General features: G+C 43.9%; 15 protein-coding genes and 2 riboswitches. Of the genes, 2 read left to right on the top strand and 13 right to left on the bottom strand.

Annotated features, from left to right (window positions below; all coding sequences use genetic code 11):
- Positions 1–48: 48 nt before the first annotated feature.
- Positions 49–879: an undecaprenyl-diphosphate phosphatase gene (locus tag AS29_RS16390; RefSeq protein WP_035412272.1), complete on the top strand. Its 831-nt coding sequence runs from the start codon at positions 49–51 to the stop codon at positions 877–879.
- An 80-nt stretch (positions 880–959) separates the two neighbouring features.
- Here the strand turns inward: AS29_RS16390 and AS29_RS16395 are convergent, their stop codons facing one another.
- From AS29_RS16395 to gnd, 13 genes are all read right to left on the bottom strand, one after another.
- Entirely contained in the window at positions 960–2,129 is a 1,170-nt protein-coding gene (locus AS29_RS16395) for an AI-2E family transporter (protein ID WP_035412275.1), read from the bottom strand.
- Positions 2,130–2,212: 83 nt separating this feature from the next.
- Complete coding sequence (locus AS29_RS16400) at positions 2,213–2,692, bottom strand: hypothetical protein (RefSeq protein WP_051860832.1); 480 nt, start codon at positions 2,690–2,692, stop codon at positions 2,213–2,215.
- A 157-nt stretch (positions 2,693–2,849) separates the two neighbouring features.
- Positions 2,850–4,394: an alpha-amylase gene (gene amyS / locus AS29_RS16405; RefSeq protein ID WP_035412278.1), complete on the bottom strand. Its 1,545-nt coding sequence runs from the start codon at positions 4,392–4,394 to the stop codon at positions 2,850–2,852.
- A 168-nt stretch (positions 4,395–4,562) separates the two neighbouring features.
- A complete protein-coding gene (locus AS29_RS16410) occupies positions 4,563–6,083 on the bottom strand; it encodes an ABC transporter permease/substrate-binding protein (RefSeq protein ID WP_035412281.1) in 1,521 nt (506 codons plus the stop codon).
- Complete coding sequence (locus AS29_RS16415) at positions 6,080–7,045, bottom strand: ABC transporter ATP-binding protein (protein WP_035412285.1); 966 nt, start codon at positions 7,043–7,045, stop codon at positions 6,080–6,082. The genes AS29_RS16410 and AS29_RS16415 overlap by 4 nt, the downstream gene beginning before the upstream one ends.
- A 141-nt stretch (positions 7,046–7,186) precedes the next feature.
- Complete coding sequence (locus AS29_RS16420) at positions 7,187–8,206, bottom strand: ThiF family adenylyltransferase (protein ID WP_035412288.1); 1,020 nt, start codon at positions 8,204–8,206, stop codon at positions 7,187–7,189.
- Complete coding sequence (locus AS29_RS16425) at positions 8,199–8,969, bottom strand: thiazole synthase (RefSeq protein WP_035412291.1); 771 nt, start codon at positions 8,967–8,969, stop codon at positions 8,199–8,201. Before AS29_RS16425 ends, AS29_RS16420 begins: the two co-directional genes overlap by 8 nt.
- A gap of 1 nt (position 8,970) precedes the next feature.
- On the bottom strand, positions 8,971–9,174 hold the full coding sequence (thiS, locus tag AS29_RS16430) for a sulfur carrier protein ThiS (protein ID WP_035412296.1): 204 nt from the start codon (positions 9,172–9,174) through the stop codon (positions 8,971–8,973).
- A 4-nt stretch (positions 9,175–9,178) separates the two neighbouring features.
- A complete protein-coding gene (gene thiO / locus AS29_RS16435; protein WP_035412431.1) occupies positions 9,179–10,264 on the bottom strand; it encodes a glycine oxidase ThiO in 1,086 nt (361 codons plus the stop codon).
- Entirely contained in the window at positions 10,258–10,872 is a 615-nt protein-coding gene (locus AS29_RS16440; RefSeq protein ID WP_035412299.1) for a thiamine phosphate synthase, read from the bottom strand. Before AS29_RS16440 ends, thiO begins: the two co-directional genes overlap by 7 nt.
- Positions 10,873–10,937: 65 nt before the next feature.
- A riboswitch (TPP riboswitch) is annotated at positions 10,938–11,040 on the bottom strand.
- 51 nt (positions 11,041–11,091) lie between these two features.
- Positions 11,092–11,200: riboswitch (TPP riboswitch) on the bottom strand.
- A 44-nt stretch (positions 11,201–11,244) separates the two neighbouring features.
- On the bottom strand, positions 11,245–11,583 hold the full coding sequence (locus AS29_RS16445) for a CHY zinc finger protein (protein ID WP_231889970.1): 339 nt from the start codon (positions 11,581–11,583) through the stop codon (positions 11,245–11,247).
- A gap of 46 nt (positions 11,584–11,629) precedes the next feature.
- Positions 11,630–11,920, bottom strand: a complete 291-nt coding sequence (locus AS29_RS16450) for a hypothetical protein (RefSeq protein ID WP_035412302.1) — start codon at positions 11,918–11,920, stop codon at positions 11,630–11,632.
- A 196-nt stretch (positions 11,921–12,116) separates the two neighbouring features.
- Complete coding sequence (gene gnd, locus AS29_RS16455; protein WP_035412304.1) at positions 12,117–13,019, bottom strand: phosphogluconate dehydrogenase (NAD(+)-dependent, decarboxylating); 903 nt, start codon at positions 13,017–13,019, stop codon at positions 12,117–12,119.
- A gap of 185 nt (positions 13,020–13,204) precedes the next feature.
- On the opposite strand from gnd, the gene AS29_RS16460 reads away from it, so the two are divergent.
- Positions 13,205–14,383 (top strand): glycosyl hydrolase family 18 protein, encoded by a 1,179-nt coding sequence (locus AS29_RS16460; RefSeq protein ID WP_035412307.1) that lies wholly within the window; start codon positions 13,205–13,207, stop codon positions 14,381–14,383.
- Positions 14,384–14,406 lie beyond the last annotated feature (23 nt).

Here is a 14,406-nt window from a genome sequence, read left to right on the forward strand (position 1 = left end):
GGACGCTAAATTTGTAAAGTATGAAAAAAGTCGAGGTATAGAGAAGATATGGATATTTGGAATTTAATTGTTGCCATGATACTTGGAATTGTTGAAGGACTTACGGAATTTGCACCTGTTTCTTCAACAGGTCATATGATTGCGGTTGATGATTTGTGGCTAAAATCCAATAAGCTTTTTGGGAGCGAAGTGGCCAACACATTTAAAGTCGTTATTCAGCTTGGATCGATACTGGCTGTGGTTGTCGTTTTCAGACAAAGATTTTTTGATATGCTTGGAATTAAAACAAAAAAATCAGTCAGCGAAAATCCAGGCGGATCAAAGCTTTCACTTGTAACGGTTATAATCGGGATTTTGCCGGCAGGGATTTTAGGTTTTGCATTTGCCGATTATATTGATGAAAAACTTTTCTCTGTTCAGACCGTGGTGATTGGTTTGATCGGAGGCGCTCTTCTGATGATTGCAGCAGATTTGCTTCAGCCGAAGGTGAAAACAGAGACTATTGATAAAATGTCTTACAGACAAGCCTTCATGATGGGACTGTTTCAATGTATTGGACTATGGCCGGGGTTTTCACGTTCTGGCTCAACGATTTCCGGGGGAGTATTGCTTGGAATCAGTCATAGAGCTGCATCTGATTTCACGTTCATTATGGCTGTGCCGGTTATGGCTGGCGCAAGCGGAATCTCCCTGCTTAAGCACTGGGAATTCATCACGGGCGATTCACTTCCCTTCTTTATCGTAGGATTTATCACAGCTTTCATTTTCGCACTGATTTCAATCCGGTTCTTCTTAAAAATGATTAATCGTGTGAAGCTGATTCCATTTGCGATCTACCGTATCGTTATTGCGATTATCATTCTTTTGATGATTATGTAAATCATATTTAAGAACCAAAAAACCTGCCGCGGGACAAGCCGTCCTTCAGCAGGTTTTTTCTTTTTCCTGTCTCTTCTGCTTTACTCAATCTTATCCTCTTCATACCGCTCGTCTATTGGGGAGGTGGCGTAATAGCGGTTGTAGCGGCGCTTGTAAAGCTTGAAAAATTGGAATACAAATGTTCTTAGGATTGCGTATGCTGGTATTCCAAGAATTACCCCAAGGACTCCGAAAAGGTGTCCAGCTGTTACCAGAACAAAAATAATGGTGATTGGATGCACACGAAGGGATTTCCCCATAATCTGAGGCGAGATGAGCTTCCCTTCCAGCAGCTGAACAACCGTCCAGACAAACGCAAGTTTCAAGAGCATGAATGGCGATGTGACAATGGCAATAATAATGGCCGGTGTTATGGCTATCACAGGTCCGAGGTAGGGGACAACGCTTGTCACGCTGGCGATGGCTGCCAGAACGACTGCATAGTCCATGCCTATAATGAGGAAGCCGATGTACAGCATGACTCCTATACAAAGACTCACTAGCAGCTGGCCTTGAATATAGGCTCTAACCTGCTCATCAATTTCGCGAAATACCTTTCTAGTCCCCCCGCGCATTCTCGGTGGAAGGATACGTATAAATGCATTAGGGAGTTTTTCGCCCTCCTTCAGCAAATAAAAAAGGATAAACGGAGCGGTTACCAATCCAATGGTTACGCTCGTTAATGCACTTAGTACTTTAGTAAACCCGCTGAGTGTTTCAGAAGCGACATTTGAAGCATTGCTTCCAACTGAGCTGAAGATTCCAGAGCTGCGGTCCTTCAAATCTTCATATATAGGGGCGAGATAGGACTGTCCCTCTACATACGATTCAAATCCGGTTATAAATTTATCCCAATATCCCGGAAACGAGGTGAATAGACTTTTCGTCTGGTCTACCAGAAATGGAACGACTGACATAATTAATAGCACAAGTAATCCTATAATCAGAATCAGCAATAAGAAAATGGAGGTCGTCCTGCCGACCCCTGCTTTCATTAATAATCTCATAATCGGTCTGAGCAGGTAGTATGCCACAACCGCCAAAATCACCGGAAGTGCGACTGTCCCTATAAAGGCAGTAATCGGTTTGAAAATAAATGAAACTTTTGTATACAGGAAAATGTTCAACCCTAGGAGCAATAAAATACCTAGCACATAAGCGGTTTTTCTGCCCCCTAGAAAATGTATAATTGGATTCTTTCTTTTCTCCAAGGTCCATAAGCTCCTTCACTGGTTAAAGATTCACTAGAGTGATGATTGTTTTTTCCCCAACAATTTGGTCTTTAATCATCCAATTATTGATTGATTTCTTTATTGGCAACATACTTGAGTGCCAGTATTTCATCTGCAGACAGGTGGTCTTCTGCTATTCTCAGGACTTCCTGCTGCTCTCCTGCGTCCAAACCATCCTTTGACATGGATTGGATTTTCTGCAGATTACCTGGTCCAACCTTCGTCATAACCACTCTTGTAGCATCTTCCTTTGACGTAAATGGGAGGGAGTCAGGGTCAGCATTTGCCCCCTCCTCCAGGAATTTCTTTACTTCAGGGTTGGCATTCGCCGCATTTCTAATCCTTTCATAGCCGCCGTTTTTCTCGACTTCTGCATCTAAATAGCCTGAAATTTGGTCTGAAGCCATTTTAGGAATAAAATAATAGGCTGCCCCTGCAAGAAGAGCAATGACCACAGCCACAGCTCCTAGCCGCTTTACCCACTTCGGCCTGCGTTTATTTTTTCTATTATTATAGGTTCTGGATTCATAGCGTGAGTTCATTCCTATGTCCCTCCTGTTCGAGTACATGTCATATTAAGGATAATCGAACAGAGCATTTGTGTAAATGGAAGGAATTTTCCGACAGGTTTGCACAAGCACCGATTGAATGACTCAAGCAAAAAAGGACTGCCATATGGCAGTCCTTTTTTGACGGTTATTACTGCTGGACATAAACGGATACAGATCCGCCATTTACATTAAAGTTCGCCCAGCCATCTGAACCTATAGTTACTTTGTCCGTTCTATTCCCCGTTAGATCATACCAGACTTCTCCTGCATTTTGTGTACCGACATACATCCGCTTAGCGCCTCCCGGACCGTCCGTAATAAGAGTCGCCAGTCCTGAATTGGCTTTGGAAGTATTTCCTTCTCTTGTCCAGCCGATTACATCCTGATTGTCGATATAATCCCGCTGGGTACCGTATGCGAAGTCTTTTCTCGCTTTTAATAAAGGTTCAATCTTTGTTTTTAATGAAGGAATTTCTCTGCCGCTTGTCCCTTTTGTTCCGTAAAGATCCCCGTAAAACACGTTTGGATACCCAGACTCCCGTGTCAATATGAAAGCATAAGCAAGAGGTTTAAACCAGCTTTGCACAGTTGATTCCAGAGCCTGTCCTGGCTGTGTATCATGATTATCTACAAACGTTACCGATCTTGTTGGCTGTTTGGAAGTAACCGTTCCATTTAATAGATTTCTCATATCATAGTAACCGCCTTGTGAAGAGGCTGCCTGAAAGTTATAGTGGAGCGGTACATCAAATACTGAGTGATTATTGCCGGATTTATTTAAGTAATTTTCAAGGGATCCAAGATTGTTTTGCCAATACTCTGCCACTGTAAACATTTCTTTTCCAGTGGAGGTGCGGACTGACTGTACCCAGTCTCCAAGGAAGGAATGCTTAATATGTTTCGCAGCATCAATCCTGAATCCATCCAGCTTTAATTCATTGGCATACCAGGTTCCCCACTTTTTCATTTCGTTTACAACATCCGGATGATCGTAATCGACATCCGCATACAATAAGTAATCATAGTTTCCGTATTCGGTTGATACTTCCCAATCCCATGCTTTTCCGGTTCCCCTGAATTTATAGATTCTGTTTAGATTTCTGGATTGATCATAATCTGTTCCGTCGAAATGATACCAGTTCCATTTAAAGCTGGAGTAGGTATTGCCTCTACCTGGAAAGTTAAAGCCCGTATAGGCTTGGATTTGGTAGTCACCGGATGTTTCCTGGTTTCGGTTGTTCGGATTGACCTCCACAGCTGTTACATTTTCAGTAAAATCCGCTCCGCCTTTATGATTCATTACGACATCGCCATATACGTTAATGCCTTTGCTGTGAAGAGAGGTGATGGCAGAAACAAGTTCAGCTTTTGTTCCATATTTCGTTCGAACCGTCCCTTTTTGATTAAATTCTCCCAGGTCATAAAGGTCGTATGCACCGTAGCCAACATCCGCCTGGCTGGCCCCTTTATAAGCCGGAGGAATCCAAAGGGCAGTGATCCCTATACTTGATAAATAAGCCGTATCATTCTTCATTTTGTTCCAATGCTGGCCATCATTTGGCAAATACCATTCAAAATATTGCATCATCGTTCCATTGTCTGCAGCCATGGATCGCTGTGCCGGGATCAGCAGTGCAAACGTTAGCACAAAAATCAAAACAAAACCTGTTATTCTTCTCACTCTCTTCGCCATTAAACCGCTTCCTCTCCTTTAGTAAAATAAAGCGCTTACATATGTGAATATACAACGATTAATAGTCTCCGTTCATGAGTACAATGGTTTATTCTTATTATTCTGAACATAAGTCTTTACTCCTTATAAATAAAAAAAAGCCGTGCGAGTGTGCACGGCTAAGCAAAGTTACTTTTTCAGAAGTTTCGTTTTCACTAGATAATCCTTTGCTACCTTTTCAGCTGCTTCTCCTTTAACGTTAACGAGATAATTCATGTTTCTCATCTCATCATCTGTAATTTGACCAGCAAGCTTATTGAGCGGCTCCTCCAGCTCTGGATATTTTTCCAGCGTTTCCTGCTTTAAGAGAGGGGCTCCCTGATAAGGAGGGAATAGTCCCTTGTCATCTTCCAGCGTAACGAGTTTGTATTGCGCCAGTTCGCTGTCGGTTGAGTACGCGTCAATTAAGTTCACTTCACCGGATTGGATTGCACTGTAGCGAAGCTTCGGCTCCATCGTCTTTAATGCCGGAAATTTAATTCCATAGAGCTCTTGAATTCCCTTATACCCATCCTGCCTGTCTGAGAATTCAAGGGTGAATCCTACTTTCATGTTTTGCTGAACTTGCTTTAGATCAGAAATGGTTTTTAAATCAAACTGCTCGGCTGTATCTTTTGGAACAGCAAGCGTATAGGTGTTGTTAAATTGCATCGGCTCTAAATAGGCCATGCTGTATTGATCCTTCATGCCTTTTTTTGCTTGCTCATAGACGGCTTGTTCGTCCCCGCCTTTAGGTTCCTCTTTCAGGAATGTAGAAAGTGCAGTGCCGGTGAACTCAGGATAGATATCCACTTCACCGGACTCAAGAGCATTAAAAAGGAAGGAGGTTTTGCCGAGGCTCGGCTGCAGCTCTACTTCTAAATCCGTGTCCTGCTCAATGAGCAGTTTGTACATATTAATAAGGATTTCAGGCTCAGAGCCCAATTTTCCTGCAATGACGATATCCTTTTTGCCTGATCCCCAGGCGAGCGGCACCGCGATAATGAGAGCGATGACCAGCGCTGCAATTCCAGCTTTTTTTGCTGAACCTCTTGTAGAAACTTTTTCTGCCAGTCTTAGCAATACATCAAAAAAGATGGCAAGCAGGGCGGCAGGAATCGCTCCGAGGATAATCAGCATGTTATCATTCCGGTCTATTCCAAGAAGAATCAGCTTTCCGAGCCCTCCTGCTCCAATTAATGCAGCAAGAGTGGTCGTTCCGACAATCAATACCATAGCTGTTCGGATTCCGGCCATAATAACGGGCAATGCCAGCGGAAGTTCTACTTTGAATAAGCGTTTTCGGTTATTCATTCCCATTGCTCTTGCTGCTTCAACAAGAGAGGGATCGACTTCTTTTATCCCGGTATACGTATTCCGCAGAATCGGGAGAAGTGCATAAATAACGAGCGCAATAACAGCCGGCACAACCCCTATCCCTACAAGGGGAATAAGCAGTCCCAGCAAAGCAAGTGAAGGAATGGTTTGCAAGACAGCTGTAACTCCGATTACTCCTTCAGCAAGCCTTGCTTTTCTCGTCAATAGAATGCCGAGCGGAATTGTAACAATCACAGCAATGATGAGTGCAATAAACGATATTTGAATGTGCTCGAGCAGGGCTGTCCACAGCTGGTCCTGCCGCTCCTGGAAGGTGGTAATGAATGAGTTCATCTGACTTCCTCCATTCCGAGCTGTCCAGCCAGGTATTCCATCATACCTTCTGAAGTTATAACGCCCATAATGGCCCCATTTTTTTCAACGGCGAGAGCAGGTTTTCCTTTTAAGCGTTCAATTGCTTCTTGAACAGACGCATCGTGGTTAATCGGCAGATCAGGAAACTCCGCAGGCACCGGCTGAAATGCATATGAAAGCTCACCGATTTTCGCCTGACGGACTCTGCGCTCAGGTACGGCTCTTGAACCGATAAATTCTTTTACAAAATCGTTTGCCGGATTTTGAATAAGTCCATTTGGTGTATCGACCTGAATCAGCTCACCATCTTTCATGATAGCGACGCGGTCCCCAAGTGCCAAAGCCTCTTGCATATCATGGGTTACAAAAACAATCGTTTTTTTGATTCTTTTTTGAAGATCTGCTATATCGTTTTGAAGCTTTTCTCTGCTGATTGGATCCAGTGCGCTGAAGGGTTCATCCATCAGAATAATATCAGGATCTGCCGCAAGGGCGCGGACGACACCGATCCTCTGCTGCTGTCCTCCCGATAGCTCGCTTGGTTTCCGGCTTCTGTATGTGTCAGGATCAAGCCCGACCATTTCAAGAAGCTCATCGACCCGATTTCTGATTTGATCTGATTTCCACTTTTTCAATTCAGGGACAACTGCTATATTCTCTTCAATCGTCATATGAGGAAACAAGGCAATTTGCTGCAGCACATAGCCAATATTCCATCTTAGCTCATGAATTTCATAATCCTGAACGTTTTTTCCTTGAATGAAAACATTCCCGTCTGAAGCATCGATCAAGCGGTTGATCATTTTCATCGTGGTTGTCTTCCCGCATCCGCTTGGACCGATAAAAACAAAGAATTCTCCCTTTTTTATTTCCAAATCCATTGTATGTACTGCCTTTGTCCCATCTGGATAAACCTTTGTAGCTCTTTCAAATCGGATCATTTTCTCACCTATTTCTATGAATGATTTCACAAACATCTTATTTGTTACCCGTTTTCCTGTATCATTAAGCGTTAATTTAAGGAATTAAACACATTGATGGTAACAGCAAATAAGGAGCCAGTAAAAGGCCGGCTCCTTATTTTAACCAAAGTAGCGGTTATATAATGATCTTGCTTCATCGGTCTTTTTTGTACCATGAATCAGTACTCTGCCGTCCTTAAACGCAACCAGACGAAATGCCCCTTTTGTAAAGGAAAGCAGGAATGGATTGAAGGATAGGTTTTCTACTTTCCCTGCAAGCCTCTCCGCAATATGATCAAAGCGGATTTTCACATCTTCTGGGGGCCTGATCTGAACGGTATTCCTTCCGCAAAGAACGGCCGTCCTCGCGGTGTTTTCATCCTTCAAATATGGATAATCAGGATCAGAACCGCACGTTTTACAGTTCATTTTCTTCATGTTTTCCACTTTTAATGCTGAATAACTGTTATTCCATACGTCAAATGAATAAAGTTCTGTTCTGACTGCGTGGATGTTTCCTGATAGAATTTTTAATGCCTGAGCGGTTTGATGAGAAACGGTCATACTGACAGCAGGAGCTATAATCCCTGCCGTATCACATGTTTCGCCTCCCATTGGCATACTGCCCATCAGACACGCTAAGCAAGGTCCGGTTCCCGGAATAAAGGTGCAGGATAGACCGTAGCTTCCTACACACGCCCCGTAAATCCACGGAATGCCGTAACGGTGGGACAGATCATTAATCATCCATCGTGTTTCAAAATTATCGGTGCCATCCATGATCAAATCAACACCGGTTACAATTCTTGCAGTGGAAGCAGGGCTGGCATGCATGACACAGGCTTCTATGTCAGTCATATGATTGATTTGCTGCAGTCTTCTTTTAGCAGCTTCCGCTTTTGGGAGCTGTTCTGCCACATCCTGCTCTGTAAACAACTGCTGCCGCTGCAGATTGCTCTCATCTACATAATCCCGGTCCACAAGTATCAGTTTGCCTATTCCTGCCCGGATAAGAGTTTCAGCTATTCCGCTTCCCAGTGCACCGCATCCGATTAAAAGAACGGTTTTTGAGGAGATTTCAGCCTGTCCTTTTTCCCCATTCGGTAAAAAAAGTGTCTGCCTTGAATACCGGTCACTCAATGACGCTCATTCCTTCACTTGGACTGCTTGCAGATGCGTACCGTTTCTTCGGAATTCTGCCTGCTTCCCGGCCAAGATGGCCTGCACGAATGGCAAGCTTCATGGCAGCGGCCATTTTAACAGGATCTTTTGCAGCTGACACCGCTGTATTAAGGAGGACTCCATCCGCTCCCATTTCCATGGCAAGGGCCGCATCTGCCGGACTCCCAATTCCAGCATCCACAATAACCGGAACAGAAGCCTGTTCGATAATGAGACTTAAATTGAGCGGATTGACAATGCCCATTCCTGATCCAATCGGTGACGCTCCCGGCATGACTGCATGAACGCCCATTTCTTGAAGGCATTTTGCCAATATGACATCATCCGATATGTAAGGAAGGACGATAAATCCTTCCTCTAAAAGGATTTCGCATGCTTTAAGCGTTTCAAAAGGATCCGGGAGAAGCGTCTGAAAATCACCGATGACTTCTACTTTAATCATCGTACAAAGGCCGGAAGCTTTCGCGAGCTTCGCAATCCGCACCGCTTCTTCCGCGTTTTTAGCGCCAGCTGTGTTGGGAAGAAGAGAATAACGGTTCAAATCCAGCTTTTCCAGCAGGTTTGGCTGAGAGCTTTCAAATATATCCATTCTTCTAACCGCAAATGTTAATATTTCTGTTTCTGATTCTTCAATCGCCTTTTTTTGAACATCAAAATCGGGATATTTTCCCGTTCCAAGCAGCAGTCTTGATTGAAATGAAAGGGGTCCTATTTTCAGCATGTTATCCGCCTCCTACAAATGTAACGATTTCAAAATGATCTTCGTGTGCAACAGCTTCATCCTGATGATCTTCCCGCTCCAGGATTTGTGCATTTTTTTCAATTACGATTGGCTTGCCATCAATATTCAAATGCTTAGCCAGTTCGGCAACTGAATGGATTGAATCTGGAATTTCCGTCCAGCTCCCATTAATTTTCACCTTCATTGCATTACCTCCCGATGGATGCTGATTCTTTTACAACTAACTCCGCCATAGCCTTTCCTGAAGCAGGGCTCAAGAGAATTCCGTTGCGAAAGTGGCCGGTGCAAGCGTAAAGACCTTTTCGTTCACTGTGTTCTTCCATGTAAGGGGCTCCTTTGGCACTTTGAGGCCGGAGCCCGCTCCATGCATTTTCAAAGTCCGCCTGGGCAATTGCCGGCAGAATCCGCTTTGCAGTTTCCATCAAATGCATCATCCCGGAAAGCGAAACATCTTTAGAAAAATCCCTCTCCTTCACGGTAGCGCCCACCAAGTACCTGCCGCCTCTTTTAGGTACGATATAAAAACCATTTTTATATAAAGGCTTACTGATCAGTTTTTCTTTACTCAGCACACTGATCATTTCTCCTTTAACTGGATACGTTTCACTTAAAGGACTAAAAGTCTTTAAAAACGGAGTGCTCCATGCTCCCGCTGCAATAATCACCTTGCCGCACATGATCATCTCACCATTCGCTCTCACTCCTGCAGCTTTTCCGTTATCCATCAATACCTCATCAACAGCGGTATGCTCAAATAGCTTTGCTCCATTAAGCAGTGCAGCGTGCTCATACGCCTTCGCTAATGCTGGTGCGATGACGTGCCCATCCTTAGGATAATAGGCTCCTCCTAGAACGGAATTTGATAGCAGCGGCTCTTTTTCTTTCAGCTCATCCTTTGTCATAAGCTGCACAGGCTCTCCTGTCCCCATCTGCCATGCGGCTGTTTTTTCAAGCTGAGCAAGTTCTTCGTCTGTTTCAGCTACTTTATAAATTCCTTTTTCCTCATAGCCAATGTCAATTCCTGTGACAGCTCTTAATTCTTCTGCAAGCTTGGGGAACATCTCTCTGCTTTCTCTAGCCAGGTCAAACAGCGGATCATATTCATCCCATTCAGCCTGTACACCAAGCAGACCCGCTGCAGCACTTGAGCTTTGCTGACCGGCTTTTCCTTTTTCATAAATAGCTGTCTTGTATCCTTTTTTGGAAAGCTCGTACGCTATAGAGCAGCCAATTACACCGCCCCCAATAATACATACGTCTACTTCCTTCATAATCGCACCTCCTTGCATGCCGTAATGGCATTCCTATACTCTTCTGCTGCTCTGACCGGGCTTCTGCTCTCCCAAATTCCGGACATGACTGCGAATCCAGCAATCTTTCCTTCCGACAAAGCTTGAATATGCATAGGTTCAATTCCTCCAATTGCGAGGACATCAACGGAAAGCCGGCATGCCAGTTTCTTTGCTGATTCAATTCCCTTCGGCTGCACGCCTTTTTTGCTTTCCGTTTCAAAAAGATGTCCAAAAAGAACGGAATCAGCACCTGACTCTTCGGCACTTAAAGCTTCTTTAAGCGAATGAACCGATTGTCCGGCGTGAATGTCCGGAACTGCTGATTTGACCACAGAAGGCGAAAGACTCCTATATCCGAGCTGCACCCTCCTTACCCCTGCCGCCGCAGCAATATCCGTCCTGTCATTCAGAATCAATTTCTCCTCGGGAATGCCTGACGCTATGAGGAATCGGACACCTTCATAAATCTCCATAGCTGTTTTTTCTTTCTCCCTTATGTGGAGATAATCAATCTTTGAACCTGCAAGTTTCATAAATTCGGTGATTTCTTCGAATCCAAGCTTTCCATTTGTAACGACATGAAATTCCATCTGCTGTTTCCTCCAATTTAAGAGCAGCAAAAAACCGCCCTCTGTAAGAGAAGCGGCTGCAAAAAAGCAATTGCATACCACTTCCCTTCGCCGGCATTATCCGGATCAGGTAGTAAGGGTTAAAGCGAATCGCTTCTCTCAGCCGCATCGGCACCCCCAGTGAAGGTTTTTTCCATCAAAAAAGCCCATTTCGCGTAGGGAAATGGGCTGAACATAAATATATGAACAGTGCCGCTTCCCTACGCTAGTACGAACTAGATCAGGTTAAAGGGTCAAAAACTCATGTGTTTTCCTCTCAGCCGGACTACCGGCTCCCCTAGCAAACTTAAATATTGGTAATATTCTATTATTATACCACTGCAGGAAAAATAATCAAAGAACCTGAAAATATAAGCCGGCATGAGCGCTGCACCCCGGATTAAAGCTTCCTTTGCATTCCGGACAAACAGAACCGCATTCCAAATAGTCATGAATCGTCAGTTCATTTCCGCACTTTCCGCATAAGACGGCTTTCTCATCAAACATTTCGGCTGGCCAAACCTGGGCTCGATGATCTGCATGTTCCGCGTGGCAAATATGACATGGATAATACTCTTTGCAGCACCAGAATTTGATCGCAATGATATCAAGCTGGCTATGGTAATGGGTGCAGCGGGTTTCATCGTCTACAAGAGATCCTTTGACCATTTTCATCACCTCTGCATTTATCATACAGTAAAAGCCCCAATCCTGGAAATCAGGATTGGGGCTTTTCATCCTACTGCTGTTTATTATCATTATAGTATTGGACGCTGTACTGGGCTCCTTCAGAGACCATTTTGTTATCTTCGACATCCTGAGGATCGGGATTGCCGCCTTTATCGATCGGAAAGTTATCCTCTTCTTTGTTTTTGCTTTTTGAGAACATGGAAACAACTTTGTCCTGAGCCTGTTTAACACCGTCTGTCACTTTCTCTCGTCTGGATCTGTCTTTTAAATAGACGGTAGCAGCAACACCTGCAGTTGATAAAGCAACACCTGAAATAATTAATCCATTTCGTTTATTCATGGGTGATTCTCCTTTCAAACAAGTGATGTGATGTTAGTATTTAAATTACCCCATGCTCATATTGCTAAACATTAAAACGAAGAGGGAGGACTCTTCATATCCGTTCTCAAGACAGATTTCCGCTGCTTAGAAACCCGTAATTTTTTAAAAACAAGCCCCGCCGTATACTCATACGGCGGGGTCGATTTTTGATCAATTACTCTTCACTTTTCACAACAGCATGTCCGCCGAATTCATTTCGTAGGGCAGAAACGACCTTGCCGTGGAACGTATCATTTTCCTGGGAACGATATCTCATGAACAATGACATGGCAATAACAGGCGCTGAAGCCTGGAAATCAAGCGCTGCTTCCACTGTCCATTTCCCTTCACCTGAAGAGTTCATGACACCGCGGATTCCTGCAAGTTCCGGGTCTTTAGAGAATGCATTTTCCATTAGTTCCATGAGCCATGAGCGGATAACCGATCCATTGTTCCATACTCGTGAAACCTCTTTGTAATCAAAATCAAAATCACTTTTGTCCAGAATTTCAAATCCCTCAGCAATGGATTGCATCATTCCGTATTCCACGCCATTGTGAACCATTTTGAGGAAGTGGCCGCTTCCGGGCTTGCCTGCATGAAGATATCCGTTTTCAACAGAAAGATCCTTGAACAGCTTCTCAACTGCCGCGAACGCTTCAGGTTCTGCTCCGATCATGGTGCAAATCCCGTTTCTTGCACCTTCTGTTCCGCCGCTTGTTCCGCAGTCCACGAAGTAAATTCCTTTTTCTTTGAGCTGCTGGCCCCGTCTGATTGTTTCTTTGTAATTGGAGTTTCCGCCATCAATCAGAATATCTCCTTCACTCATATGAGCGGATACCTGCTGAATGACATGTTCTGTTATCTCCCCTGCAGGAACCATCATCCAGATGATTTTCGGCGAAGGAAGTTTTTCTGCAAGCATTTGGATGCTGTCAGCCGTCTCGATTCCTTCTCCCCGTATAGCTTGAAGTGCCTCTGCACTTACGTCATTTGCTATGACATCGTAGCCATGATCTTTCATATTAAGGGCCAGGTTGTAGCCCATTTTTCCAAGTCCAATTAATCCAATTTGCATGATGCTGCCTCCTTCAATCTGTGCACGTAGCTATGTAAATCTCCTTTAATACTATACCATTTTCCAGAGAAATTTGACGAAAAATATTCTGGAAAGGAATGTAAACCACTTATTTCCTTCCTCTCAGCACCCATGCATAAATTAGCATCTGTTAGACAATCTAAGAAAAAAAAGGAGGGATCCGAATGAAGAGGATGACCCTTTTCCTTCTAGGATTCACCATGCTTCTCTCCGGATGCATGGGCAATACCGGAAACGCTAATGACAGCGAAACGAAGAACAAAATGATGCGCTCTGCCAATCAGGTAAATGAGAAACCGCGTGTTGATCAAATCAGCAACAAAACGAAGGATACCAATCCTTCTGAGACAGAATTTAAAAAACGGAAAATCGAAACTATTGGGTTCCTTGAGCCGGTAGATGCGAATGCAGCCTCAAAAGAAGTCCGCAATACGGGGAATCTTCTTTCCTATACCGCCTTTTTCAGCTACAGGGTTAAAGAAGACGGCAGCCTGATTCCATTGGATGATCAAAAGCCGCTCTCATCCGTTAAAGACACTTCCACAGTTCCAATGCTCGTCCTTACAAACTTTATGGATGGAAATTTTTCACCGGATATTGCCCATAAAATTTTCACAGACAAAAAAGCCTCTGAAAAATTAATGACGAGCCTGCTTGATACGATGAAAGCTAAAGGCTATAAAGCATTGAATATTGATTTTGAACATATTCGTGAAAAGGATCATGCCCTTTTCAATGGATTCCTGGAAACCATCATTCCACGGGTTCAAAAAGAAGGCTATCTTGTATCTACAGCCCTTGCTCCTAAGACGAGCGATGAGCAGGCTGGACCTTGGCATGGTGCTCATGATTACAAACGCCATGGAGAGCTGGCGGATTTTGTAATCTTGATGACGTATGAATGGGGATGGTCAGGCGGACCCCCAATGGCTGTATCTCCTATTGAACAAGTAAAGAAAGTAGTTGATTATGCACTTACAGAAATACCAAGAGAAAAAATTGTGATGGGTGCTCCGCTTTATGGATATGATTGGGTCCTTCCTTACAAAAAAGGAAGTGCCTTTGCTAAAAGAATTGCTCCTCAGGAAGCTGCTGACCTTGCCGTTGCAAAAGGAGCAGAAATTCAGTTTGACAATAAAAGTCAATCTCCTTTCTTTTACTACAAAGGAGACGATGGGAAAAAGCATGTGGTCTGGTTTGAAAATGAACAGAGTGCCCGAGCTAAATTTAAACTTATTCAGGACTATAAACTACGCGGAGTTGCCTACTGGGTTCTTGGGGAGCCATTCCCTGAAAACTGGGAACTTTTAAATGAACTGTTTAAAATCAAACATCCTAAATGAAGAACAAAAACCGGACAGCCGCA

This window comes from Bacillus sp. SJS (assembly GCF_000732485.2).
Lineage (GTDB): Bacteria > Bacillota > Bacilli > Bacillales > Bacillaceae > Metabacillus_B > Metabacillus_B sediminis.

What these genes read in the sequence shown, in the direction of transcription:
- AS29_RS16445 (WP_231889970.1), bottom strand. Translation starts at nt 11,583, where the DNA reads ATGATAAATGCAGAGGTGATGAAAATGGTCAAAGGATCTCTTGTAGAC.
- AS29_RS16390 (WP_035412272.1), top strand. Translation starts at nt 49, where the DNA reads ATGGATATTTGGAATTTAATTGTTGCCATGATACTTGGAATTGTTGAA.
- amyS (WP_035412278.1), bottom strand. Translation starts at nt 4,394, where the DNA reads ATGGCGAAGAGAGTGAGAAGAATAACAGGTTTTGTTTTGATTTTTGTG.
- AS29_RS16425 (WP_035412291.1), bottom strand. Translation starts at nt 8,969, where the DNA reads ATGCTGAAAATAGGACCCCTTTCATTTCAATCAAGACTGCTGCTTGGA.
- AS29_RS16400 (WP_051860832.1), bottom strand. Translation starts at nt 2,692, where the DNA reads ATGAACTCACGCTATGAATCCAGAACCTATAATAATAGAAAAAATAAA.
- gnd (WP_035412304.1), bottom strand. Translation starts at nt 13,019, where the DNA reads ATGCAAATTGGATTAATTGGACTTGGAAAAATGGGCTACAACCTGGCC.
- AS29_RS16410 (WP_035412281.1), bottom strand. Translation starts at nt 6,083, where the DNA reads ATGAACTCATTCATTACCACCTTCCAGGAGCGGCAGGACCAGCTGTGG.
- AS29_RS16450 (WP_035412302.1), bottom strand. Translation starts at nt 11,920, where the DNA reads ATGAATAAACGAAATGGATTAATTATTTCAGGTGTTGCTTTATCAACT.
- AS29_RS16460 (WP_035412307.1), top strand. Translation starts at nt 13,205, where the DNA reads ATGAAGAGGATGACCCTTTTCCTTCTAGGATTCACCATGCTTCTCTCC.
- AS29_RS16440 (WP_035412299.1), bottom strand. Translation starts at nt 10,872, where the DNA reads ATGGAATTTCATGTCGTTACAAATGGAAAGCTTGGATTCGAAGAAATC.
- AS29_RS16415 (WP_035412285.1), bottom strand. Translation starts at nt 7,045, where the DNA reads ATGATCCGATTTGAAAGAGCTACAAAGGTTTATCCAGATGGGACAAAG.
- thiS (WP_035412296.1), bottom strand. Translation starts at nt 9,174, where the DNA reads ATGAAGGTGAAAATTAATGGGAGCTGGACGGAAATTCCAGATTCAATC.